This window comes from Hydrocarboniphaga sp. (assembly GCF_965279055.1).
GTDB lineage: Bacteria > Pseudomonadota > Gammaproteobacteria > Nevskiales > Nevskiaceae > Hydrocarboniphaga.
The window spans coordinates 4,127,859-4,152,192 of the sequence record NZ_OZ257125.1 but is presented as its reverse complement, the minus strand read 5'-3'; the positions used below and the strand labels follow the sequence as shown (position 1 = coordinate 4,152,192).

Sequence of the window (24,334 nt, the reverse complement as noted above, 5' to 3'; positions counted from 1 at the left end):
GTGGCGGGCGTCCGGCAGGCGCTCACTACACTCGATCCATAGACCGCCGTTCGCAGCGCTCCGCGCAGCAGGCCGGCGGCAATGAAAAAGCGCTAGAGCGAGGAGTAGCGACCGATGCAGACGCCTGCGGCCCGCGTCCAGCCTGTCTCGTCACCGGGGCCGGTCCGGTGAGCCGTCTTCTGGATCGCGTCGAATCGGCAGCGCCTGACGCCGGGCTGCTATGGCTGGACGCGAACGACTACGCGTCGGCACTGCTGGCCCATGGCGCGCCGCCGTGGCTGGATGTCGCGGCCACGCTCGCCTGGCAGCGCAAGTCGCAGGGCCTGCTGCGCTCCGACGTGGTGACGCTGCCGCTGGCGGTGGTGATCGAGGCCTGGCTCGCGCACAGGCCGGCGCTGAGCGGCGCGATGGCGGCGAAGTCGCGCCTGCTGGCGCCACTGAAAGTGCTGCTCGCCGACGAGCCGCTGCGCGCGCACCTGGCGGAAATGGTGCGCGGCATGCGCGCCGGTTTCGGTGACGCGGTGCTGGCGCTGAGGATCCCGTCGCCGCGGCTGTGGCCGGCGCTGGCCTACGCGCAGGCTTTCGGTGCGGATCAGCCGGCCGAAGTCACCGCCGACGACGCCGATGCGGCCTCGGTCTACGTCGCCGATTTTCTGCGCGGCTTCGGCGATGCCGGTGTCGACGCGCTGTTGCTGGAAGACACCGCAGCCACGGTGCCGCGCTGCGATGACGACCTGAGCTGCTATGGCGCGGTGATCAACGTCGCGCGCAACTATCGCTGGGATCTGGGCCTGCTGCAGCCGGCGGCTGCCGACTACGATGCGGCGCCGCTGGACTTCGTCATCGCGCCCGAGCCGCAGCGCGGCGCCAGGCTCGCCGCGCTGCGGCTGCCGGCTTCTTTCTGGGACACAGGCGTCGCCGCCGCCGCGCCGCTGCGCTACGTCGAGGTGCCGGCCAGCGCATTGCTGCCCGAGGCGGTGCTCGAGCGCCTGTCGGCGCTGCGCGGCGGCTGAAGTCCCGGCGAAATACTACCCGTCGGGGTAGCGGGTCGGGCCGCCTTCACTGACTACACTCGACGCCATAGACCCCCGTCCGCAGCGCAAGGCGCAGCAGGCCGGCGGCACAAAAAAGCGACAGTGCGAGGAGAAGCTCAATGCAGACGCCAGCCACACGCGTCCAGCCCGTGTCGTCAGCGCCTCGCCCCCGTTGCGCCCGTGTAAACCCCAGAGGTGTTCCATGACGTCGATAGCTTGCGCCGGTTGTTTCCGCCGCCCGGTTGAAACCCGGGATTCCATCCACACGGCTTGCGGATGGGCGCCGTGAGCGCCGCCTACGTGCTCGACGACAGCGCGCGCCGCGTGCTCGATCTGATGGCCGGCTCCGGCCAGCCACCGATCGAAGCGCTGCCGATCGCCGACGCCCGCGTCGCCGCGCGTCTCGGCTTCATCTCGATGCAGGCGCCGAAGTTCGACGTGCACAGCCTGCGCGATCTGACGATGCCGGGGCCGGGCGGCGCGCTCGCGCTGCGGCTGTATCGTCCGACCGATGCCGCGGTGCTGCCGGCGCTGATCTATTTTCACGGCGGCGGCTTCGCCATCGGCGATTTCGAGCTTTACGACGCGTTCTGTCGCCGGCTCGCGGTCAGCGCCGGCTGCGCGATCGTCGCGGTCGACTACCGGCTCGGGCCGGAGCATCGCTTTCCCGCTGCGGCCGTCGACGCGATCGCGGCGACGCGCTGGATCGCGCTGCACGCGGCCGAACTGGGGCTGGATCCGAAGCGCCTCGCGGTCGGCGGCGATTCGGCCGGCGGCACGCTCGCTGCCGTGGCTTCGCTGGCGCAGCGCGACAGCGGTGGCCCGGCGCTGCTGCACCAGCTGCTGATCTGCCCGCTGACTGACTGGAGCACGCAGACCGACAGCTACCAGCGCTGCCGCCACGGCTATTTCCTCACCGAAGAACTGATGCAGTACTTCGGCAGCCACTATCTCGCCGGCCCCGATGATCTCGCCGACTGGCGTTGCTCGCCGATGCTCGCCGCGCGTCACGACGGCCTGCCTTCGGCGACGGTGCTGGTCGCCGGCTTCGATCCGCTGCGCGATGGCGGCGAAGCCTATGCGCAGAAACTGAAACGCGCCGGCGTGGCGACGCAGCTGATCGAATTCCGCGGCCAGTTTCACGACTTTCAGCTGATCGACGGCCTGATTCCGGAAGCCATCGACGCGACCGAACAGCTGGCGCGCGCGCTGAAGCGCGCGCTGGGCGCATAACGTGGAGAACACCATGGGCATTGCGGCAAACGATCCGACCCGCGCGTTCCGTCTCGACGGCAAAGTCGCGTTCATCAGCGGCGCCGCGCAGGGCCTGGGCGCGCAGATCGCCCAGACCTTGGCCGCGGCCGGCGCCAGCGTTTTCCTCAGCGACGTGCAGGCCGAAGCGGTGGAGAAGACCGCCGCCGCGATACGCCAAGCCGGCGGCAAGGCGGCTTCGATCCGGCACGACGTCACCGTTGAAGCCGAATGGGATGCGGCGATCGCCAAGGCGGTCAGCACGTTCGGCGGCCTCGACATCCTGGTCAACAATGCCGGCGTCGAGGACATGGCGCTGATCACCGAAGCCAGTCTGGAGACGTTCAAGCGCATTCAGGACATCAACGTCACCGGCACGTTTCTGGGCCTGAAATACGCGATTCGCGCGATGCGGCCGGGCGGCGCCGCCGGCAACAGCGGCTCGATCATCAACCTGTCGTCGCTGGCCGCGATGATCGGCGTCACCGGCCTGAGCGCGTACTGCGCGTCGAAAGGCGCGGTGCGTTCGATGACCAAGGCGGCGGCGATCGAATGCGCGCAGCTCGGCACCGGCATACGCGTGAACTCGGTGCATCCCGGCGTGATCAAGACCGCGATGGGCAACCACCTGCTCGAAGGCTTCGTGCGCCTGGGCCTGGTGCCGGATCTGGCGACCGCGGAAGCGGCGATGGGCCAGCTGCATCCGCTGGGCATGGGCGAGCCCGCCGACGTCGCCAACGCGGTGCTGTATCTGGCCTCCGGCGCCGCGCGCTGGACCACCGGTGCGGAGATCGTGCTGGACGGCGGCGCCGCGGCGCAGTGAGCAATCGACTGTAGGAGCGGGCTTGCCCGCGATTGAGAACTTGCAGGGCGCAGTCGCGGGCAAGCCCGCTCCTACAGGTAGAGCAAGGAGAGCAATCCATGAACAGAGTCCTGGGAAAAGTCTGCCTGATCACCGGTGGCGCGCGCGGCCTCGGTCTGGCCGCGGCCGAGGCGCTGCTGGCTGAAGGCGCCAAGGTGATGATCACCGACCTCGATCGCAACGAGGGCGAAACGGTGGTCAAGACCCTCGGCGCGAAGGCGGCATTCGTCGTGCAGAACGTGACGCGCCGCGAGCAGTGGACAGAGGTGCTGGACGCGGTGATCGCGCGCTTCGGCAAGCTCGACGTGCTGGTCAACAACGCCGGTGTCGCCGGCATCGCCGACATCGAGAGCATCAGCGCCGAGGACTGGAGCCGCACCATCGACGTCAATCTCAACGGCGTCTATCTCGGCACGCAGGCGGCGATCGCGCGCATGAAGAGCAGCGGCGGCGGCAGCATCATCAACATCGCGTCGATCGAAGGCCTGATCGGCGAGGGCGGTCTGCCGGCCTATAACGCCAGCAAGGGCGCGGTGCGGCTGCTGACCAAATCCACCGCGATCCACTGCGCGCGCAGCGGCTACGGCATTCGCGTCAACAGCGTCTGCCCGGGCTTTGCCGAGACGCAGATGGTCAGCGGTGCGCTGGCCGCGCTGGCGCCGCAGACCGCGCAGGCCTTCGCCGAGAAAACCCTGACGCGCATCCCGATGGGACGCTTCGCCAAGCCCTCCGAAATCGCCTCCGCGGTGCTGTTCCTGGCCTCGGACGAATCCAGCTACATGACCGGGTCGGATCTGGTCGTCGATGGCGGCATGACCGCCTGAACAAGCGATTCACTCAAAAGACAAAAAGACAGCAGGAGAAACCCGATGAGCAAGAAACCCGTCGTCGTCTATGGCGTCAATGGCTACACCGGCCGCCTGGTGGCCGAGTATCTGCGCGAATACCGCATCCCGTTCATTGCCGCGGGCCGCGACGCGAAGAAGATCAAGGACGTGCTCGACAAGGTGCCTGGCATCGAGACCGCGGACTACGAAGTCGTCCAGGTCGAGCACAGCACCGAGGCGCTGACGCAGCTGATGAAGGGCGCCAAGGTGATGCTCAACATGGTCGGCCCGTTCATGAAGTACGGCCCCGAAGCGGTCGAGGCCTGCCTCGCCGCCGGCGCGCATTACACCGACACCAATGGCGAGCAGAACTGGATGATGCACGCCGAGGAAACCTGGGGCGCGAAGTTCGCGGCGAAGAACCTGCTGCTGTCGCCCGGCATCGCGCAGATGTACACCACCGGCGAAATCGCCGCGAACATCTGCCTGGAAAATCCGGGCCTGGATACGCTGGATATCCTGGTGCTGTGGAAAGGCTTCCCGACCTATGCGTCGACGCAGACCATCTTCAGCATCCTCACCGCCAACTTCTACTACCTCGAGCAGAACAAGTACGTGCAGTGGTCGCCGACCGCGAAGTCCGAGGTGATCGTGCCCGGGCAGCACGAAACCGCGATGGCGCTGCCCTGGGGCGGCACCGCGCATCCGGTGTGGTTCAAGAACGACCCGCGCGTCGCCAACGTCAAGGCGCAGGGCGGCGTGTTCGCGCGCGCGGTGATGGAGGGCGTGGTGCAGATCGCCGCGGTGGTCGAAGAACAGATCAAGCCGCTGCCGAAAGAACAGGCCGAAGCCAAGCTCTCCGAAATGGCGGCGAGCCTGCAGGCCGGCATGCCGCCGCGCGAGAACCCACGCGAGAACACCTCGGTGGATTCGGTGCACGCCAGTGGCCCGCTGGGCCGCGCGCACTGCGTGATCCACGGCATCTGCAACTACAAGCAGACCGGCCTGTTGCAGGCCTATGCGGCGTATCACCTGCTGCAGGCGCCGCCGAAGCGCGTCGGGTTCGCGTCGGGCTGCCAGGCTTTCGGCCATCGCGAATTGCTCGGCGTGCTGCAGAGCTTCGGCCTGGTCAGCGAGCCGGTGCTGACGGTGCAGGGCAGCGGAGCACGTCGTGGCTGATGATGTCGCTGCGAAGACGGCGCCGAGCATGAACGGGAGCCAGGCGATGACGATCCGGGAAGGGCAGCATCTGTGGACGCCGAGCGAGGCGTTTGCGAACGCGTCGAACATCGCGCAATACCAGCGCTGGCTGGCGACCGAACGCGATCTGCAGTTCGCCGACTACGAGACGCTGCATCGATGGTCGGTGACCGAGACCGCGGCGTTCTGGGCCTCGATCTGGGACTACTTCGACGTGCAGTCCTCGACGCCGTACGAGCAGGTGATCGACCAGCGCAAGATGCCGGGCGCGAAGTGGTTCCAGGGCTCGCGGGTGAATTACGCCGAGCATCTGCTGCGCCACGAAGCGCTGGCCCGCCCCGGCGAGACCGTGTTCCATCACCTGACCGAGAACCGCCCGCTGCAGCAGATGAGCTGGCAGGAACTCGGCCGCCAGGTGCGCATCCTGGCGACGCGGCTGCGCGCGATGGGCGTGGTGCCGGGCGATCGCGTGGTGTCGTACATGCCCAACGTGCCGGAGACCGCGGTGGCGATGATCGCGACCGTTGCGGTCGGCGCGGTGTGGTCGTCGGCGGCGCCGGAATTCGGCGTCAAGACCGTGATCGACCGCTTCTCGCAGATCGCGCCGAAAGTCATGTTCGCCTGCGACGGCTACCGTTTCGGCGGCAAGAACTTCTCGCGCCTGGCCGAGGTGCAGGACATCGCCGGCAAGCTGCCGAGTCTGCAGACGCTGGTGTGGCTGCCGTATCTGGATGCCGATTCGAAGGCGACGGTTCCGGTGGCCGGCGCGATCACCTGGGACTCGCTGATGGCGCATGCCGACGTGCCGCGCGCGAGCTTCGTGTTCGAGCGCGTGCCCTACGATCATCCGATCTGGGTGGTGTTCTCGTCGGGCACCACCGGCCTGCCGAAACCGATCGTGCACAGCCATGTCGGCGTGCTGCTCGAGCATCTGAAGCTGATGCACTTCCACATCAATCTGCGCCCCGGCGCGCCGATGTTTTTCTACAGCACCACCGGCTGGATGATGTGGAACCTGCTGATCGCGGCGCTGGTTGCCGGCGCGCCGGCGGTGCTCTACGACGGCAGCCCGATGCATCCCGGCCCGGACTTCTTGTGGAAGCTCGCCGCCGATACCCGCTGCGTCAGCTTCGGCGCCAGCCCGACGTTCGTGCAGATGATGGAGAAAGCCGGCCTGGTGCCGGGCACGGCCTATGATCTGTCGGCACTGGAATCGGTGCTGGTCGCCGGTTCGCCGTCGACGCCGGAGACCTTCGACTGGTTCTATCGCAGCGTGAAGCAGGATCTGTGGGTGACCTCGCAGTCCGGCGGTACCGAAATCTGCAGCGGCTTCGTCGGCGCGGTGCCGACCTTGCCGGTATACGCCGGCGAAATCCAGGCGCGCATGCTCGGCATGGACGTGCAGGCCTGGAACGATGATGGCCACGCGGTCATCGACGAAGTCGGCGAGCTGATGGTGATGACACCGTTCCCGTCGATGCCGCTGTATTTCTGGAACGACGAAGGCGACAGGCGCTATCGGGATTCGTATTTCGCGCAGTATCCGGGCGTGTGGCGTCACGGCGACTACATCAAGATCAACCGGCGCGGCGGCTGCTACATCTACGGCCGTAGCGATTCGACCTTGAATCGCTACGGCGTGCGCATCGGCACCGCGGAAATCTATCGCTGCGTCGAGCAACTGCCGGAGATCGCGGACAGCCTGATCGTCTGCTGCGAACTCGCCGGCGGCCGCTACTTCATGCCGATGTTCGTGCAACTGAAGGCCGGCCAGCCGCTCGACGAAAAGCTGCGCGACAAGATCGCCGCCAAACTGCGCAGCGACTGCAGCCCGCGGCATGTACCGGACCAGCTGTACGCGGTGGATCTGATTCCGTACACGCTCACCGGCAAGAAAATGGAACTGCCGGTGCGCAAGATCCTGATGGGCTGGGCGCCAGAAAAAGCCGTCAGCCGCGACGCCATGATGCAGCCCGCCGCGATCGACTGGTTCATCAAGTTCACGCAGGACAACAAGGAAATGCTGACGGGGTAAGAGCATCACCTGTAGGAGCGGGCTTGCCCGCGATTGTGTCCCAATCGGCACAGTCGCGGGCAAGCCCGCTCCTACAGTGGCGGCATGGAGAGCAGGCCGGGATCGTCGAGTTTGCGCCGGGGACGTCGATCGATTCCCGGGCAGATTTATTTGGTCACGACGGTGACCGCCAAGCGCATCCCTTGCTTCGAAAATTTCGCGGCCGCATGTGCGGCGGCGAGATGCTTCCACGAATGCGGAGCAATGGCCTGGGTGCTGATGCCCGATCACGCGCACTGGCTGCTGCAGTTGGAGTCGGGGACCTTGAACGAGTCGGTAATGCGGCTGAAGTCGCTGAGCGCTCGGGCGGTGAATTCAGCCCTCGACCGCACTGGCCCCATCTGGCAACCCGGCTACCACGACCGCGCCCTGCGCCGCGACGAAGACCTCATCACCGCCGCGCGCTACCTCATCGCCAATCCAATCAGAGCCAAACTCGCGACAAAACTCGGCGACTACCCGTACTGGAACGCCGCCTGGCTCTGAAAACCTAAACCAGCCCCATCCGCCTTGCCGCATTGATCGCCTGCAGGCGGCTGCTCGCGCCGAGCTTGCCGTAGATGTTCTTCAGGTGGAACTTGACCGTGTTCTCCGACACGAACAGCTCGCTCGCGATCACCTTGTTCGACACGCCACGCGCCAGAAACGACAGGATGTTCTTCTCGCCGTCGGTCAGGGCCTCGGTCAGCGCCGGCGGTGCGCCGCTGGTGAGTTCTTCGGCGCTGGGCGCGGCGCTGCCGAGCAGGCGGGCGGCGAAGTGCAGCAGGCCGTCGCTGCCGGAGCTGGCGGCGGGGCCGCTTTCCTGCAGCGAGGGATACACCTCGCGCAGCAGCTTCTGCACGTCGTCGCCTTCGTCGAGAAACGTGCGGATGAAGCCGCGCGGTTCGGCGAGCTGCAGGGCATGGCGCATCGCGATGTAGGCGGGCCGTGCACGACCGCGCTGCGACTGCGCCAGGGCTTCGAGAATATGCAGCTTGATCAGACGGCGGATGCGGCCGCGCTGCTGCGCGATTTCCAGTTCCGGCGCCAGACGTTGCAGCGCTTCTTCGCCATTGCCGCGATGGATCAGCAGACGGATCTGGCCGATAGCCTCGCCTTCGCTGTCTTCGGAGAACAGCAGCGCGCCATCGGGCAGCACGAACTCGGGTCGCTGCGGGATGCGCGAGGCGATCAGCTGCGCGCGGTCACGTTCACCGCGCAGCAGGTGACGGCGCACGCGCTCGCGGTCGACGAAGCGGATCAGCCGCGGCCAGCCGGTCAGGTGGCCGATGTTCTCGGCCTCATCCAGCAGCTCCACGGCCTTGGGCGAGGCGCCGCGTGCGTCGAAGATGCGCGCCATCGCCACGTAGGCCACCGCCATGAAATCCAGCAGCACGCCTTCGCGAATCACGTCGTGGAATTGTGCGAACAGCGCTTCGGCGGCGCTGAGCTGGTCGGCGTCGTACAGCGCCATCAGATAGCAGGAGACCAGCGACGCCGACGCCACCGACGTGTCGGCGTCGGCATGCTGCTCGGCCAGCCCGGCGCGGAAGCGCTCGATCGCCTGCAGCAGCTCGCCCTGCACCAGCAGGTTGGTGCCGGCGATCGCCACCGAATAGCCGCCGCTGAACAATGCGTGCGCCCGCTCGCTGTAGGCGCGCGACAGCATCACGTATTCGCGCGCGCTTTCGTAATCGCCCGCGGAAGAGGCGCGGTAGCCGTTCACGTTGCAGGCCGCGGACAGTTCGAAAGCGCGGAAGGGCTCGACGTCCGGCGCCCGTACGTCGATGCCGCGAGCCAGCTCGAAAGCGCGCGGCATGTCGTCGAACAGCAGCGCGACCATGGTCCTCACCACGTCGGGGTTCGCCGACAGCGAGCCGCTCGATGCAGGCGCGGTCGCGGGCCTGTCCAGCACTTCCATCAGCGGCCGCAGCTTGCGATGGCGGCGCAGAAAACTCAGAGCGTAGGCGATCTTCACCGCCAGGTCGCGGCGCGGCTCGATTTCGTCCAGCGGCAGGCGGTCGTACCAGCGCTCCACCGTCATCAGGTGGCCTTCGGCGACCAGACGCGTGCTCCAGAGATTCATCACGTTGGCGGCGAAGCCGAATTCACCCGCTTCGATCGCGTGGTGCATCGCCTCGTCGTGAAAGCCGTGGGCGTGATACCAGTGCGCGGAGCGCGAATGCAGTTCGCGCAGCGCCTGCGGATCGCTTTCGCTGAGTTGTTCGAGCAAAAATCCGGAAAACAGCGTGTGATATTTGAACCAGCGCAGCTCCGAATCCAGGCTGCGCAGGAACAGGCCGTTGCGTTCCAGGAACAGCAGGATGCTCTGCGAATCCTGCCAGCCGAGCAGCGCATCGCACAGCGGCGCGCTCAGCCGCGTCAGGAAGCTGGTGCGCAGCAGGAACTCGCGGATGCGCGGCGTCTGCAGGCTAAGTACGTTGTCGGCCAGGTAGTCGGCGAGTTCGCGCGGACGGTAGCCGCCCAGATCGCCGAGCGCGCCGCGCACGCTCGGGCTGGCCAGGCTCAGGCGAAACAGCTGCAGCGCCGCCGGCCAGCCTTCGGTCTGGCGATGGATCGCGGCGACTTCGTCCTGCTTGACGCCGAGATCGCGCGCCTCGGCAAAAAACTGTTCGGCCTCGTGCGTGGAAAAGCGCAGCTCGTCGGCGCGCAGCACCAGCGCGCGGCCATTGACCAGCAGGCGCGCCAGGCCCAGATCGGGCAGTGCCCGCGAGCCCAGATAGACGGTGATGCGATCCGGCAAGCGCTCCAGGAAATCGCGGAAAAAGCCGAGAATTCCGGGGTTGCTGAGCTCCTGGAATTCGTCGAGGAACAACGCCACCGGCCGGCCGAGTTGCAGCAGGCGTTCGATCGCCGCGTCGGAGCGACGCGCGCGCGGGCCGGCTGGATTCGGTCTCCGAGGTCCGCCGGGCGCCTCGCCGCAGACGAAGTCGAGCAGGGCGTCGAAGTGGCTGGTGAAGCGCCGCATGTCGTTGTCGGCGTCGTCGAAGCTGAGCCAGCCGGTGAGGCTGCCGCGCTGCTGGCAATCGCTCATCACCTGCTGCAGCAGCGTCGATTTGCCGTGGCCTGCCGGGCCCTGGAACAGGAAGGTGCGAACCGATGCTTCGGCAAAAACCCGATCGAGTATCGCGCGCCGCGACACCACCCCGCGAAAGCTGGGCGGCGCAAACAGCTTGTGTGAACTGATCTGGGCCGAGGGTCTGTCGCCCTCAGGTCTTCCAGCGGTCATCTGCGAGCTCCTCCGCTCGTGACGAGGGGCGACTATAGCCCAGATGTCGCGGCGGGTGATCGTTCGATCTGTAGGAGCGGACCCTGTCCGCGACCGTGCTCTGCGGGCCCCAGTCGCGGACAGGGTCCGCTCCTACAGGTGCGGATCTACTAGCACGCGCGGCCGGCATCGGCACCCGTTTTGCTGATGCCCGCATCACCGGCCGTCACGAGCCGGACCAGGGATCACGCAATTTCAGCCGCCTTGCGGCAACAGGGGAAGGGAAAATGAGAATCGGCAGACGCGCCTCGCGGCGCGGCGGCATGTCGTTGTTTGCGTCCGCTATCGCAATGACCGCGGCGCTGTTCGCGCCACCGGCCGCCGCCGTCGTCCAGCTCTACGATGAAGTCGCGATCGACCGGGCCAATGCGCCGGAAGTCGACTATCGCATTGGCCGCGTGCTGCCGACCCAGGTGCAGCTCGACGCGGTCAAGGGCCTGCAGGCCAAAGTGCAGTGGAACCGTTTCGGCACCGTGCACACGCTGCAGCGCAGCGGCGGCTATCTCGCCACCGGTCTCAGCGGCACGCCCGCGCAGGCCGCGCGCGACTGGCTGCGCCAGAACCGCGCGCTGTTCAGGCTCTCCGCGCAGGGCGTCGACGATCTGGAGCTGGTCAACGAGGGCGTCACGCCGTTCAACGAGGCACGTGCGATCCTGTTCCGGCAGAAATTCTCCGGCATCGCGATGGCCAGCGACGGCCTGATCACGGTGGGCATCGTCGGCGGCAAGGTTTACTACGTGTCGTCCTCGTCCGCGGGCGACGAGCAGCCGCCGGCCGGCGCCGCGACGCTGTCGCCGCTGCAGGCCTGGATCAAGGCCGCGGCCAACGTCAACCGCCATGTGCCGACCAGCAACGTCAAGCAGACCCGGGATCAGACCAAGACCAGCGGCTGGACGGTGTTCAAGGTGCTGGGCTTCTCCGACCAGCAGCGCGCGCGTCTGCGCGTGATGGCGCTGCCGCAGGGCGGCGTGCGCCAGGTCTACGAGACCATCGTGCTCGACTCGCAGCACGGCGCCGCAACCGCCTACGTGCATTACATCGATGCGCAGACCGGCCAGGTGCTGCGCCGCGAAAACCGCGTCTACAACGCCGCGGCCGACATCGTTCCGCAGCCGTTTTCCGGCGTGTTTCCGTCCGAAAGTGGTTGTGATGCGCTACACGAGTTCAGCGTCGGCGCGGGCAATGCGGCGCTGAACATCACCGCGTCGGCGATATTGCCGACCAATGGCCTGACGATGAGCCTGTACTTCAAGGGTCTTCTGAAATCGCAGCTGGTCGCCAGCGGCAAGGCGCTGACCGGCCCGGCCGAAATCATCACCTATGCGCCGACCGGCGGCGTGCCGGAAGGCACGTATCAAGTCGAGGCCTGCTCGTCGGCGTCCTTCGTCAACATGGAGCCGTACAACTATGTCGGCGTGTTCATCGCCAGCCCGATCGACACCTCGGTGACCTCGCCGGTGCTCGGTGCGGATGCCAATGCGCCGCAGTGGAAGTGGTTCACCAGCAACCCGGACATCAACTACGACGGCGCCGACATTCGCAAGGTCACCTGCTTCGCGCCGCTGCCGGAAGGCGGCTTGAGCGGCTGTGACATCGACAGCAGCAACGTCGCCGCACGCGCGCCCTGGGACACGCTGGAAGGCGGGCTGATCCCGACCTTCACGACCATCGGCAATGCCGCGATCACCGCCGGCGATTCGCTGAGCCCGCTGACGCCTTCGGTGCCGAACCTGCCGTTGAGTGTCACGCGAAAATACGATTTCCCGTTCAACAACGCCTGGTACAACTCCGGCTGCTCGCTGGCCGGCATCGTCGCCAGCCAGGTGCCGCAGAGCAACGGCAACGACATCAATGCGGTCACGGTGAACCTGTTCACCATGCACAACCGCATGCATGATTTCTCGTATTTCCTCGGCTTCACCGAGCGCAACTACAACATGCAGCTGAGCAACTTCGGCCTGACGCCGCTGACTCAGCAGAACGATCCGGAAGTCGGCAGCACCCAGGCCGGCGCGCTCGGCGGCATGCCCGGCCTGCCGACCTTCGGCACCTTGCCGGGCCGCAACAACGCCAACCAGATTTCGCTGATGGACGGCGTCCCCGGCATCACCAACCAGTACCTGTTCCAGCCGGTCGGCGGCCTGATTTATCCGCCCTGCACCGACGGCGCGCTCGACACCGGCATCGCCGGCCACGAATACACGCATGCGATTTCCAACCGCATGGTCGGCGGCCCGGACGCGAACCTGTCCGGCCTGCAGGCGGGCTCGATGGGCGAGAGCTGGAGCGACCTGAACGCGACCGAATACCAGGCCGAAAACGGCTTCGTGCCGCCGTCGGGCTACAAGCTCACCGCGCTGGCCGCGTACACCACCGGCAACAAGGAACGCGGCATCCGCGACTACGCGCTCGACGACAATCCGCTGAACTACGGCAACCTCGGCTTCGACACGCCCGGCCCGGAAGTGCATTCCGACGGCGAAATCTGGAACGGCACGCAGTGGGAGCTGCGCCAGGCGCTCATTGACCAGTACAACGCGCAGTTCTCGTATGACGACGCCGATCTGCAGAAGGCCTGCGCCAGCGGCAAAAACGCACCCGAAGCCTGCCCCGGCAATCGCCGCTGGATCCAGCTGATCTACGACGCCTGGCTGCTGATGCCGGCGACGGCGACGATGCTCGACGCGCGCGACGCGATGCTCGCCGCCGACATGGCGCGCTTCGGCGGCGCCAACCAGGCGCTGATGTGGAAAGTGTTCGCGCATCGCGGCATGGGCGAGTTCGCGTATAGCGAGAGCTCGGACGACGTCGAGACGATTCCGAACTTCGAATCGCCGCTGTCTTCCGATGAAGCCAACGTGAGCTTCAAGGTGGTCGCCGGCGACGAGTCCAATGCGCCGGTCAAGGCGCGCATCCTGGTCGGCCGCTTTGCGACGCGCACGCGCCAGATCGCCGACACCGACGATTCCACCGTGGTCGATGCGACCGACGACATCACCTCGCGCAAGACGCGGATCAATCGCGATATCGCCGCGCTGGTGCCGGCGACCTACGAGTTCACCGTGATCGCGCCCGGTTACGGCATCCACCACTTCACGCAGAAGCTCGAAGCCGGCAACACCACGCTGACGTTCACGCTGCCGAGCAACTGGGCCTCTGCGAGCAAGGGCGCGACGGTCGCCACCAGCGCGACCGTCGACGAGAACATCGCCGCGGCGCCGACGCTGATCGACGACAGCGAGGACAGCGGCGCGATCATCGGCGACGACGGCCTGGTCGCCGGCGCCTATGCGACGATCGCGCTCGCCGGCGGCGAGCACAGCGTGTCGCGGATGAACATCAGCACCGCCGCCGGCCCGACCAATGCGGGCCGCTGGGGCGCGCTGCGTTCGTTCGAAATCCGCAGCTGCTCGGGCGCCTGCACCGACGCGGTCAACGACTTCAAGAACGTGGCCTACACCAGCGCCGACGACGCCTTCCCTGGCGGCATTCCGCGGCCGCTGCAGCCCGACCTGAACCTGCGCACGTTCACGTTCGCCGCGATCAAGGCCACGCACCTGCAGCTGCGCGTGCTGACCAGCCAGTGCACCGGCGGGCCGGCCTACCAGGGCGATACCGACAGCGACCCGCTGAACAACACCGACTGCCCCAGCTCCAGCGGCCTGATCTCCGGCCTGAACCTGGTACTCGGCGGCGACGTCGTCGGCCCGGCGCCGGCCTCGTATGTGCGCGCCACCGACATCCAGGTGTTCTCGAGCGCGCCCGCCGTGTCGACCCAGGGCGCGTCGGGCGGCGGCAGCGGCGTACCGGGCGCAAGCAGCAAGGACGGCGCGGCCCTGGGTCCGGCGCTGCTGTTGCCGCTGCTGCTGATGGCGGGGCTGCGGCGGCGTAAGACCTTGCACTGAACCGGTAGGAGCGGATCCTATCCGCGACTGAGGCCTGGACGAGCACAGTCGCGGATGGGATCCGCTCCTACAGACGTAGGCCGGGCGCCGGCAGGCCTCTCGAATCCTCGGGTATCGCCGATAATTGAACGATCGGTTATCTTTGCCGCCTTCACCAGCAAGGCAGGCTCATGTCCGACCCCGGCGCGGCGCTCGACTATGACTACGACTATCTGATCGTCGGCTCCGGCTTCGGCGGCAGCGTCTCGGCCTGCCGGCTGACCGAAAAGGGCTACCAGGTCGCGGTCATGGAAATGGGACGGCGCTGGGCGCCGGAGGATTTCCCGAACAGCAACTGGAACACGCGGCGCTGGATCTGGCGCCCCGGCGCCAGGCTGCACGGCTTCTTCAACATGCGGCCGTTCAAGCACGTGGTGATCATCTGCGGCAATGCGGTCGGCGGCGGCTCGGTGACTTACGCCAACACCATGCTGGTGCCGCCGCCATCGGTGTGGAACCAGGGCAGCTGGGCCGGCCTCTGCGACTGGCAAAACGAAATGCCGGAGCACTACGCGACCGCGCAGCGCATGCTCGGCGTCACCGCCAACCGCATGCTCGGGCCGGCCGATCACCTGCTGAAAAAAATGGCGGACGCGCATGGCGTCGGCCACACCTTCAAGCCGACCAAGGTCGCCGCGTTTTTCGCGCCGGAAGGCGAGGCGCCGGGCAAGCGCTATCCCGATCCCTATTTCAACGGCGAAGGTCCGGACCGCTCGACCTGCATCGGCTGCGGCGGTTGCATGATGGGCTGCAAGCACGACGCCAAGAACACGCTGGACAAGAACTACCTGTACCTCGCCGAAAAGCGCGGAGCGAAAGTATTTGCGGAAACCCGCGTCGTCGACATCCGCCCGCTAGCCGGCGCGGCCGACGGCTCGCTGGGTTACGAAGTCACCACCGAATCGTCGACCGCGTGGTTTCGCAAACAGCGGCGCCGCTACAAGGCGCGCAAGGTCGTGCTGTCGGCCTCGTCGCTGGGCACGCAGGAGCTGCTGTTCAAGCTGAAGCTCGACGGCTCGCTGCCGAATATCTCCGACGATCTCGGCAACCGCGTGCGTACCAACGCCGAGTCGATCATGGGCGTGCGCTTTCCGGGCGACGTGGATCTGTCCAAAGGCGTCGCGATCGGCTCGGGCATCTACATCGACGAGCACACGCATATCGAGGCGACGCGCTATCCGGAAGGCTCGGACGCGATGGGCCTGCTGACGACGCCGTTCGTGCCGGGCCAGGGCATCAGCCGCATCTTCCGCTGGCTCGGCATGGCGTTGCGCCATCCGCTGCTGTTCTTCAGCGCGGCGCGGCCGCGCAATTTTGCCAGGCAGGCGATGATCTTTCTGGTGATGCAAACCGTCGACGCCTCGCTGCGCATGCGGCTCAAGCGCAACTGGTACTGGCCGTTTTCACGGCTGCTCAGCAGCGAGGGCGATCGCATCCCGACCTTCATTCCGCAGGCCAACGACTTCACCGTGAAGATGGCCAAGCTGTTCGGCGGCAATCCGATGACGACGCTGACCGAAATCCTGTTCAACGTGCCGTTCACCGCGCATTGCATGGGCGGCTGCGCGATGGCCGACAGCGCCGCGCATGGCGTCATCGATGCGCAGAACCGCGTGTTCAACTATCAGGGCCTGTATGTCGTCGACGGCGCCATGCTCGGCGCCAACCTCGGCGTGAATCCCTCGCTGACGATCACTGCGCTGGCGGAGCGCGCGATGAGTTTCATTCCGGCGAAAACAGCTGTCATTCCCGCGTAGGCGGGAATCCAGGGACGTTCGAGCCGCACTGGATTCCCGCCTTCGCGGGAATGACCATTCAGGCCAGCGCCTTACCGAACAGCACCAGCATCCGCGCCCAGGCCTTCTCCGCCTGGTCGTGGTCGTAGACCGGTGAATCGGTCGGGCACCAGCCGTGCTTGGTGCCGCTGTAGACCTCGATTTCCGCCGGCAGCTTGGCCTGCGCAAACGCGCTGCGCAGCGTGTCCTTGGCGGCCGGTTCCTTCTCGTCGTCGTTGGCGGCGATCGCGATCAGGAACTGCGCCTTCATGCCGGGGATCAGCAGATGCGGGCTGTCCGGCTTGTCGGTGGCCAGGCCGCCGCCGTGGAAGGTCGCGCCGGCGCCGATGCGCTCCGGCACCGCGGCCGCGGTCCAGAACACCAGCGGGCCGCCCATGCAGTAGCCGCTGCTGCCGATTTTCTTTCGGGTATCGACGGACGACTGCGCGTCCAGGAACGCGACGAAGGCCTTGGCGTCGACGCTAGCGGTATCGGCATTCAGGCTGTTTTTCAGCGCCATCAGCGCTTCGCGCGTCGGCGGATCGTTGAAGTCCGGATGCTCGGGCGCGGTCGGCGCGCGCTTGCTGCGGTAGAACGGATTGACCACCAGCACCGCGTAACCGGCGCCGGCGAGCCGCGTCGCCATCTCCTTGAACGCCGGACGCAGGCCGAAGATGTCCGGCCAGATCAGCACGGCCGGATGTTTACCCTTGGCCGGGTGCACGAAGTACGCATCGCAGGTGCCGGCGGAGGTCTTGATCTCGACGTCCTTGCCGCTGGTTTTCTCGCCGGCGATCGCCAGCTTCGGCAGGCCGACCGCGAGCCCGGCGCCGACGGCGGCCAGGCCGAACCGGCGCCGCGTCATGCCGTTGTTGTCCCGCGCAAAACCACCCAGATCGTCGCTTTCACACATGGTCGACTGCTCCTCGTCCGTTGGGGATCACAGCTTGCCTGAACTCAGACTTTGACCGGAAACGGATTGCGCTCGGCAAAGCCGGTCTGGTGCCAGTATGGATCGGCCAGCGGCCGGGCGCTCGCGGCGTCGAGCCTGGCGACCTGCTCTGCGCTCAGATTCCAGCCGATCGCACCGAGGTTCTGCCTGAGTTGTTCCTCGTTGCGCGCACCGCGTTCGCCGCACGCGCCATCAGCAAGGTGATGGCGGTCGTCGCCGCCCATACAACAGCCGTTTTGAGCAGTGCCGGCAGATTCCACGCGGCGATCAGCACCGGCAGCCACAGCGTGAACGGAAAATGCAGCAGGTAAACCGTGTAGGAGGCGTCGGCGAGCTGCCGCCACACTCGGTTCGCGCGGCTCAGGTAACGCTGGCCCAGGCCGAGCATCGCCAGCACCAGCAGCCAGGTGACGAAGGCGGTCGCGATCACCGCGAACAGGTGATCGGTGAACGTCGGTTCCGGCGACGGCAGCAGGCGATGACGAATCCAGGCCAGTGAGGCGAAGCGCAGCGCCAGGCCCAGCAGCAGGCAGGTCCATGCCGATGCCGCGTAGCGGTCGAGCAGATCGGGCTGGCGCTGCAACTGCCAGCCGAAGCCGAAGAACAGCACGTAGAACGCCAGCACCGGCAGCACGGGCGCCAGCTGTGAGGGCGTGTCGACGGTGGCGTGCTGCATCGGCAGCAGCAGCGCGACCGTCGGCAGCGCCAGCACCGCGGCGAGCGCGACGCTGCTGCGCGGCAACGCGTCGAATGCGGCCCGAAAAGCGGATGCGGGTTTGCCGTCGCCTGTGACACGTAGAAGCGCCAGCAACAGCGCGTATATCAGGCACAGGTAGTACAGAAACCACAGGTGATACAGGCCGGCATGCGTCTGCGGCGCGAACTGCAAGGCCGACTGGAATGCGGCCCTGAGCGAACGCGCATCTGCGCTTTGCGCGCCATAGGCGAGCCCGGCTGCGATCGGCAGATACAGCAGCAGCCAGGTGGCTACCAGCGGCAGCAGCACGCGCCGCAGTCGATTGAGCACGAAGCCCGCTTCACCGCGGCGCAGCAGCATCAGCCGCGCAAAAAATCCGGCCAGGCAGAAGAACACCGGCATGCGGAAGGTATGGAGGGTCACTGCCAGCGCGTCGAGCGCGAGGCTGCCGTGGGCATCCTTGAACGTCCAGAAATCCAGCGGCAGGCGCGTGTACGACAGCGCCGAATGCAGCAGCACGCCGAGCAGCATCATGCTCGCGCGCAACGCGTCCATCGCATGCCGGCGCTCGTTGTCTGCGGCCGGCGGCGCCACGATCGGGCGCTCAGTCTGGCGCGCGTTGCAGCGGTGGAATCTTGTCGCGCACGACGTCGAGCAGCAGCGACACCATCTGGCCGAACGCGAGGGTGACGATGGCGCCGCCGACGGTCAGCATCCATAACAGTCTCGCCGAGCCGCTGCCGCGGCTGGCATCGATCACGCCGCTCGAAAGCGGATAGAACATCAGCGTGAAGATCATCAGGCCGAACAGCACGTTCACGGCCGACAGCAGGCAGCGACGAACGCGCGCCTGGGTCTGCGGATCGTGCTCGCCGAGTTGCAGCATCGCCAGGTGCATGCGGAAAACCAGCCTTGCGAGCAACAGCAGTTCGATCAGCAGGGCGATCGCGCCAGCGGTGGGAGCGAGCATCGCCGTCGTGCCCTTGGGCGCGAGCAGCAGCACGATCACGCTGAGGATGAACAACAACGGCAGCAGCAAGGCCGGCGATACGCCACGCATCGCGATCGGCGAACCCAGCGCCGTCGCGATCCGCCATTCCAGACCTTGCTGCTGCATCTCCCGATCCCCCAGCCCCGTGGTCGGATGCTAGGTCAGTACGATGCGCCCAGTAATTGGGCCGCAGACGTACGTGAAACGCGCAGGGTCGCAGTCGGGTGAAACCGGCCCGTTAGCCGCGTTCCAGTGCGATGCGCACCAGGCTGGCGAGGCTGCGCGTCTGCAGCTTTTCCATCAGCCGCGCCTTGTAGACCTCGACGGTGCGTGGGCTGATCGCCAGCTTGATCGCGATGTCGCGGTTCTGCAGGCCGAGCGCGAGCAGATTGAGCACCTCGTTTTCGCGCGGTGTCAGCCGCTCCAGGCGCTGCCGGGTCTCGGCGCTGCGCTGACGATCGGCCGCGCGCGAAGCCTGCTGCTCCAGCGCCTTGGCGATCGCCTCGATCAGCAGCGGATGGTCCAGCGGTTTTTCGACGAAGTCGTTGGCGCCGGCCTTCAGGCACTGGCGCACCGTCGACACGTCGCCATGCGCGGTCATGAAGATCACCGGCAGATCGGGCTGCGATTCCACCAGCTTCTGATGCACTTCGAGGCCGCTCATGCCGGGCATGCGGATGTCGAGCAGCGCGCAGCCCACCGGATCTTCCGGCAACGACGACAGGAAGTCTTCGCCGCGCGCGTACAGGCGGGTCTGGAAGCCCTTCAGGCTCAGGTACAGCGCGGTGGAATCGCGCACCGAGGCGTCGTCGTCGACGATGAATACCGTGCCGCCGTGAGTGCCGGCGAGCGGCCGCGGGATTTCACTGCTGAAGGTGTTCGTCATCGTCTCAGGCATCGTCTTGCTCCGCGCTCGGCAGGCTCAGGTTGAAACGGCTGCCGCCGTTGTCCGCGGCACGATAATTCAAAGTGCCGCCGTGTGCTTCGATCAGGCTGCGGCTGATGGTCAGGCCCAGGCCCATGCCATGCGGCTTGCTGGTGGTGAAGGGCTGGAACAGCCGGGCGAGAATTTCGGAGGCCACACCCGGGCCATTGTCCTCGATCGCCAGATCGACGATCGCGCCGCGGCCGCTCATCGAGATCGTCACGTGACCGCGATTCTTCTGCGAATGCTCGATCGCGTCCAGTGCGTTGACCAGGATGTTGTGCAACACCATTTCGACCTGCACGGTGTCGGCCATCACCGCCGGCAGATCGGCGTCGCTGCGCAGCTCGATGCTGACGCCGAGTTTTTCGCTGCGCGGCGCCAGCCGCCGCAGCACCGCCTGCACCAGCGACGGCAGCTCGACCCGCTCGGCGCTGACGTTGCCGTGCTGGAAGAAATTGCGCAGCTTCTGCACCACGTCGCCGGCGCGACGCGCCTCGACCGCGGCGCGATCGAGCGCGTCGATCAGGCGCGCCCGCTGCGTCTGCACCGCGTCCGGCGCGTCCAGCAACAGGCGGCTGGCGCCGATGTAATTGCTGACCGCGGTGATCGGCTGATTCAGTTCATGCGCCAGCGCCGACGACAGCTCACCGGCGGCCGCGAGTTGCAGCGTGCGCGACACCAGCGCGTTCTGCTCCTGCAGGATCACGTCGGCGCGTGCGCGCTCGTTGACGAATACGCCCAGGGTCAGCGCGGTCGCGCACAGGCTGAACAGCAGGAACTGATAGCGGATGAAGGTGACGACGTAAACCTCGGTGTCCGGCACCACCGCGATCAGGCCGATCTGCGTCACCGCCAGCGACAGCACCGCGCCCTGCAGGCCGTGGCGCGCGACGATCCATACCAGCGGCAGGAACAGGATGTAGAAGAACTGGAACTGCTCGATGTTCGGCTCGCGAAACACCAGCCACAGGGCCGACAGCAGCGCGATCGCCTGCGCGCTGATTTCGGCGAGGCGGCGCGGCAGCGGCCAGCGCGGCCAGCTCTGGCGCAAGGTCAGCAGCAGCGGCGTCACCACCAGGATGCCGTCGAGATCGCCGATCCAGAAACGCACGCTGTGCGAGGCGAAATCCGCCCAATGCAGTTCGCCGAATGCGGTGAACACGACGACGTAGCCGACCGCCACCACCAGGCTTGCGACCAGCGTCGCGCCGATGAACCAGGCCAGGTCGCGCAGCGTCTGGATCTCGGCGCCGCGGGTCAGCGTGCGCTTGAGCAGTTGCGCACACAGCGTGTAGCAGAGCGTGATCCACGCGGCCGCGAACAGCAGCGGCAGGGGGCTGGGCAGGCCACGGGTCACGTATTCGGCAGCAAAGCAGGCGATCGGCACCGCCGGCCAGAAACGCAGGCCGAACACCAGCAGCAGGAACAGGGTCACGCCGGGCGGCGGATTCCACGGCGAAATGCCCAGCGGCAGCACCGGCAGGATGTAGCTGACCAGGTCCAGCAGTACGTAGATCGCGATGTAGGCGATTGCCAGGAACAGCGGATGGCTCAGCAGGCGACGCAGTGGCGATGGCCGCGCCGCATCGATGGCGCTCATCGGGTCAGGGAGCACGGGGCGGCCAAGGTTTGCCGGCCCGGCCGATGCTCGGTCGCCCTCCGTTCCTCCCGAGTAGCCTCGCTTGCGAGGCGTATCGAGGGACACATCAATACAGCCGTGCCGTGCCTGTGTCCCTCGATACGCCCGCTGCGCGGGCTACTCGGGAGGAACGGAGAGGGCTTGTGCATTCGGGCACTAGTACCGCGGCGCCTGGTGCCAGCGCCACGCGGTCCTGATGATCTCGAGCAGGTCCGGTGTCTGCGGAATCCAGCCGAGCACGCTGCGCGCCTTGCTGGCGCCGGCGACCAGCACCGGCGGATCGCCGGCGCGGCCCGGCGCGACTTCGGAGGCGATCGCATGGCCGACCACGGCCTCGGCCGCACGCAGCACTTCGAGCACCGAAAAGCCCTGGCCGTTGCCGAGGTTGTACAGCTGGAACGCCGGCAGGTCGGCGCGATCCAGCGCCACCGCGGCCAGCAGATGCGCCTCGCACAGGTCGGTGACGTGGATGAAGTCGCGCACGCAGTAGCCGTCGCGGGTGTCGTTGTCGTTGCCGAACAGCCTGACGATCGGCGCCTTGCCGGCAGCGACCTTGAGGATGTTCGGCAGCAGGTGCGTTTCCGGCTCGTGCGCTTCGCCGATGTCGCCGCCGGCGTCGGCGCCGGCGGCATTGAAGTAGCGCAGAACCACCGCGCGCAGGCCGTAGCTGCGGCAGGCGTCCTCGATCATGCGTTCGGCGAACAGCTTGCTCCAGCCGTAGGTGTTGACCGGCTGGGTCGGATGGTCTTCCTCGATGCGGCGCTTCAGCGGCAGGCCGTAGACCGCGGCGGTGGAGCTGAACACCAGGCGCGAGCGGCCGTGACGGCGCATCGCCTCGATCAGGTTGAACACGCCGCAGACGTTGTTGCCGTAGTACAGGTTGGGCTCGACCATCGACTCGGCGACCAGCGAGCGCGCGGCGAAGTGCAGCACCAGGTCCGGCGCGTAGTCGGGCAGCGCGTGGTCCAGGTCGGCGGGCTTGAGCAGGTCGCCTTCGTAGACTTTCAGGCCGAGGACCGCCTCGCGGTGGCCGGTGGAGAAGTTGTCGAAGATCGCGACCTCGTGGCCGGCGCGCTGCAGCGCGCGGACCATGTGGCTGCCGATGTAGCCGGCGCCGCCGATGACCAGTGCTTTCACTAAAAGATTCCGTCTATGCCGGGATGCGTCCCGGCGCCGTGCGCCCAAGCCCAGGCGCCAATCGTTGCGTTCGCCGAATGTTCTGGTGGTTTCGGCTGCAAAAGCCTAGCAGCCCCGGCCCGGTGGCGTTCGCCGGATCGGCAGTCAGGCCCTAAACTGATGGGCCATGCCCCGCCGCCCCGATTGCTCGCAATGAGCTTGCCGATCTATCCCGCCGCCTCTCGACTGCAGCAGATTCTGGGGGATCGCTACGTCGTCGAGCCCTCGCGCGTGGAGCGCTACGAGCTGCTCGAGCGCGGTCCACGCGGCCATACCGGCGCGGTGCTGCTGCCGCGCAGCGAGGCCGAAGTCGGCGAGATCCTGCGCGCCTGCAACGAGCTGGGCACACCGCTGGTCATCAGCGGCGGCCGCACCGGCCTGGTCGAGGCCCAGCGCCCGCTGGGCGAGCCGGTGCTGAGCCTGGAGAAGCTCAACCGTCCGCTGGGCTTCGCGCTGGGCGATGGCGCCGAGTTCGAGTTTCCGGGCACGGGCAGCCTGGATGAGGCGCGCGACGCGCTGCTGGCCTGGTGGAGCGGCCTCGGCGAGCCGGCCACGGCCGGCGCCACGATCACCGTGCAGGCGGGCCTCGCGGTCGACGCGCTGAATGATCTGCTGCGGCCGCTGCGGCTGATGTTCCCGATGGAAATGGGCTCCAGCTCGTCGGCCAGCGTCGGCGCCTGCGCGGCGAATGCCTCGGCCGGCAGCAATGCGGTCTGCTACGGCACCTCCGCGCACATGACCGACACCGCCTGGGGTTTCTGGGGCAACGGCGAGCCTGCCGGCCCCTGCCGCGCGGCGCCGTGGTCCACGCCCGATCCGCAGCGCTTCGCGATCAACTCCGCGCATATCGAGCCGAGCTGGGGCCTGCTCGGCTCGCAGGGCGCGTTCGGGCTGATCACGCATCTGCGGTTGCGGACCTATCCGATCCCGTTGCAGCGCGAAGCGGCGCTGATTCCGGTCGCCGACATGGTCGGCTCGATGAAGGTGCTCGCTGCGGCGCGCGAGCGCTTCGGCACCGATGTCGAGGAGTTCGAGTTCATTTCGAAATCGGCGATGGCGCTGGTTCGCGAGCTGCAGGGCGAGGCCTTCCGTCTGCCTTTCAGTGGCAGCGTCGACAGCCCGCTGTTCCTGCTGCTGCAGATCAAGTCCAGCGATGCCGAGGCCGATCTGGCCGGCGCGCTGTATGAGTTCCTGGCCGGCGATCTGGCGCTGCCGGACGAACACATCGGCTACGCGCCGCTGCCGGCGCTGAAGAAAATCCGCCACTCGATCACCGAGGCCAGCAATGCGCGCATGCGCGCGCTCGGCGGCGGCCGGCTCAGCTTCGACACGGCGACGCCGCTGGCCGGCTTCGGCCAGTACCTGGACGCGATGCGCGCCGAACTCGCGGCGGCGGCGCCGGATGCCGAGCTGGTCGCGTTCGGCCATGCCGGTGTCGGCGGCGCGCATCTGCACGTGCTCGGCACCGCGGCGCGGCCCATCAGCGCCGTCGGCAAGCAGCTCACCGAGCTGGTGTTCGATGTCACGATCGCGCATCAGGGTTCGTTCAGTGCCGAACACGGCATCGGCTCGAAGTGGGCCGACGACTATCTGCTGCGCACGCCGCCGCAGGAACTCGCCGCGGTGCGTGCGCTCAAGCAGCAATACGATCCGAACAACATTCTCAACCCGCGCAGCTTCGGCTTCGACCGGCTTTTGAAACCCTGATTGCTTAAG

General features: G+C 67.1%; 17 protein-coding genes and 1 pseudogene. 10 read left to right on the top strand and 8 right to left on the bottom strand.

Translation table 11 applies throughout. The features are described 5' to 3' along the window. Positions 1-167: 167 nt before the first annotated feature. The 7 genes from ACQZF9_RS18720 (at position 168) to ACQZF9_RS18690 (ending at position 7,734) form a co-directional block, all read left to right on the top strand. The gene (locus ACQZF9_RS18720; protein WP_428310477.1) at positions 168-1,013 is read left to right on the top strand and encodes a hypothetical protein; all 846 of its coding nucleotides are present in this window, start codon (positions 168-170) and stop codon (positions 1,011-1,013) included. 306 nt (positions 1,014-1,319) lie between these two features. Next, positions 1,320-2,267, top strand: coding sequence for an alpha/beta hydrolase (locus ACQZF9_RS18715; RefSeq protein WP_428310476.1), 948 nt, complete (start codon positions 1,320-1,322; stop codon positions 2,265-2,267). 13 nt (positions 2,268-2,280) lie between these two features. Then, positions 2,281-3,108, top strand: a complete 828-nt coding sequence (locus ACQZF9_RS18710; protein ID WP_428310475.1) for an SDR family NAD(P)-dependent oxidoreductase — start codon at positions 2,281-2,283, stop codon at positions 3,106-3,108. Between the two features lie 98 nt (positions 3,109-3,206). After that, complete coding sequence (locus ACQZF9_RS18705) at positions 3,207-3,971, top strand: glucose 1-dehydrogenase (RefSeq protein WP_428310474.1); 765 nt, start codon at positions 3,207-3,209, stop codon at positions 3,969-3,971. 45 nt (positions 3,972-4,016) lie between these two features. Then, positions 4,017-5,153: a DUF5938 domain-containing protein gene (locus ACQZF9_RS18700; RefSeq protein ID WP_428310473.1), complete on the top strand. Its 1,137-nt coding sequence runs from the start codon at positions 4,017-4,019 to the stop codon at positions 5,151-5,153. A 28-nt stretch (positions 5,154-5,181) separates the two neighbouring features. Continuing rightward, a complete protein-coding gene (locus ACQZF9_RS18695) occupies positions 5,182-7,209 on the top strand; it encodes an acetoacetate--CoA ligase (RefSeq protein WP_428310472.1) in 2,028 nt (675 codons plus the stop codon). Positions 7,210-7,293: 84 nt separating this feature from the next. Beyond that, the gene (locus ACQZF9_RS18690; protein ID WP_428310471.1) at positions 7,294-7,734 is read left to right on the top strand and encodes an REP-associated tyrosine transposase; all 441 of its coding nucleotides are present in this window, start codon (positions 7,294-7,296) and stop codon (positions 7,732-7,734) included. A gap of 4 nt (positions 7,735-7,738) precedes the next feature. Here the strand turns inward: ACQZF9_RS18690 and ACQZF9_RS18685 are convergent, their stop codons facing one another. After that, a complete protein-coding gene (locus tag ACQZF9_RS18685) occupies positions 7,739-10,477 on the bottom strand; it encodes a LuxR C-terminal-related transcriptional regulator (RefSeq protein WP_428310470.1) in 2,739 nt (912 codons plus the stop codon). Between the two features lie 266 nt (positions 10,478-10,743). Here ACQZF9_RS18685 and ACQZF9_RS18680 point away from each other — a divergent pair, with 266 nt between their 5' ends. Continuing rightward, entirely contained in the window at positions 10,744-14,421 is a 3,678-nt protein-coding gene (locus ACQZF9_RS18680; RefSeq protein WP_428310469.1) for a M36 family metallopeptidase, read from the top strand. 170 nt (positions 14,422-14,591) lie between these two features. Further along, entirely contained in the window at positions 14,592-16,217 is a 1,626-nt protein-coding gene (locus ACQZF9_RS18675) for a GMC oxidoreductase (RefSeq protein ID WP_428310468.1), read from the top strand. A 58-nt stretch (positions 16,218-16,275) separates the two neighbouring features. Here the strand turns inward: ACQZF9_RS18675 and ACQZF9_RS18670 are convergent, their stop codons facing one another. The 7 genes and pseudogenes from ACQZF9_RS18670 to galE form a co-directional block, all read right to left on the bottom strand. After that, positions 16,276-17,148: a dienelactone hydrolase family protein gene (locus tag ACQZF9_RS18670; RefSeq protein ID WP_428310467.1), complete on the bottom strand. Its 873-nt coding sequence runs from the start codon at positions 17,146-17,148 to the stop codon at positions 16,276-16,278. A gap of 44 nt (positions 17,149-17,192) precedes the next feature. Beyond that, a pseudogene (locus ACQZF9_RS18665) lies at positions 17,193-17,360 on the bottom strand (aldo/keto reductase); the annotation flags it as partial. Continuing rightward, a complete protein-coding gene (locus ACQZF9_RS18660) occupies positions 17,303-18,415 on the bottom strand; it encodes an acyltransferase family protein (protein WP_428313459.1) in 1,113 nt (370 codons plus the stop codon). The gene ACQZF9_RS18660 and the pseudogene ACQZF9_RS18665, both read right to left, overlap by 58 nt. A gap of 73 nt (positions 18,416-18,488) precedes the next feature. Continuing rightward, entirely contained in the window at positions 18,489-19,001 is a 513-nt protein-coding gene (locus ACQZF9_RS18655; protein WP_428310466.1) for a hypothetical protein, read from the bottom strand. A gap of 112 nt (positions 19,002-19,113) precedes the next feature. Continuing rightward, the gene (locus tag ACQZF9_RS18650; RefSeq protein WP_428310465.1) at positions 19,114-19,761 is read right to left on the bottom strand and encodes a response regulator transcription factor; all 648 of its coding nucleotides are present in this window, start codon (positions 19,759-19,761) and stop codon (positions 19,114-19,116) included. Between the two features lie 4 nt (positions 19,762-19,765). After that, complete coding sequence (locus tag ACQZF9_RS18645; protein WP_428310464.1) at positions 19,766-21,403, bottom strand: ATP-binding protein; 1,638 nt, start codon at positions 21,401-21,403, stop codon at positions 19,766-19,768. A 195-nt stretch (positions 21,404-21,598) separates the two neighbouring features. Further along, positions 21,599-22,579: a UDP-glucose 4-epimerase GalE gene (gene galE, locus ACQZF9_RS18640; RefSeq protein WP_428310463.1), complete on the bottom strand. Its 981-nt coding sequence runs from the start codon at positions 22,577-22,579 to the stop codon at positions 21,599-21,601. Between the two features lie 192 nt (positions 22,580-22,771). Here galE and ACQZF9_RS18635 point away from each other — a divergent pair, with 192 nt between their 5' ends. After that, on the top strand, positions 22,772-24,325 hold the full coding sequence (locus ACQZF9_RS18635) for an FAD-binding oxidoreductase (RefSeq protein ID WP_428310462.1): 1,554 nt from the start codon (positions 22,772-22,774) through the stop codon (positions 24,323-24,325). Positions 24,326-24,334: the final 9 nt, after the last annotated feature.

Bases quoted from the DNA above. Each gene is read 5' to 3' on its own strand.
- ACQZF9_RS18710 (WP_428310475.1), top strand. From the start codon at position 2,281: ATGGGCATTGCGGCAAACGATCCGACCCGCGCGTTCCGTCTCGACGGC.
- ACQZF9_RS18705 (WP_428310474.1), top strand. From the start codon at position 3,207: ATGAACAGAGTCCTGGGAAAAGTCTGCCTGATCACCGGTGGCGCGCGC.
- ACQZF9_RS18700 (WP_428310473.1), top strand. From the start codon at position 4,017: ATGAGCAAGAAACCCGTCGTCGTCTATGGCGTCAATGGCTACACCGGC.
- ACQZF9_RS18695 (WP_428310472.1), top strand. From the start codon at position 5,182: ATGAACGGGAGCCAGGCGATGACGATCCGGGAAGGGCAGCATCTGTGG.
- ACQZF9_RS18690 (WP_428310471.1), top strand. From the start codon at position 7,294: ATGGAGAGCAGGCCGGGATCGTCGAGTTTGCGCCGGGGACGTCGATCG.
- ACQZF9_RS18685 (WP_428310470.1), bottom strand. From the start codon at position 10,477: ATGACCGCTGGAAGACCTGAGGGCGACAGACCCTCGGCCCAGATCAGT.
- ACQZF9_RS18680 (WP_428310469.1), top strand. From the start codon at position 10,744: ATGAGAATCGGCAGACGCGCCTCGCGGCGCGGCGGCATGTCGTTGTTT.
- ACQZF9_RS18675 (WP_428310468.1), top strand. From the start codon at position 14,592: ATGTCCGACCCCGGCGCGGCGCTCGACTATGACTACGACTATCTGATC.
- ACQZF9_RS18670 (WP_428310467.1), bottom strand. From the start codon at position 17,148: ATGTGTGAAAGCGACGATCTGGGTGGTTTTGCGCGGGACAACAACGGC.
- ACQZF9_RS18660 (WP_428313459.1), bottom strand. From the start codon at position 18,415: ATGCTGCTCGGCGTGCTGCTGCATTCGGCGCTGTCGTACACGCGCCTG.
- ACQZF9_RS18655 (WP_428310466.1), bottom strand. From the start codon at position 19,001: ATGCAGCAGCAAGGTCTGGAATGGCGGATCGCGACGGCGCTGGGTTCG.
- ACQZF9_RS18650 (WP_428310465.1), bottom strand. From the start codon at position 19,761: ATGACGAACACCTTCAGCAGTGAAATCCCGCGGCCGCTCGCCGGCACT.
- ACQZF9_RS18645 (WP_428310464.1), bottom strand. From the start codon at position 21,403: ATGAGCGCCATCGATGCGGCGCGGCCATCGCCACTGCGTCGCCTGCTG.
- ACQZF9_RS18635 (WP_428310462.1), top strand. From the start codon at position 22,772: ATGAGCTTGCCGATCTATCCCGCCGCCTCTCGACTGCAGCAGATTCTG.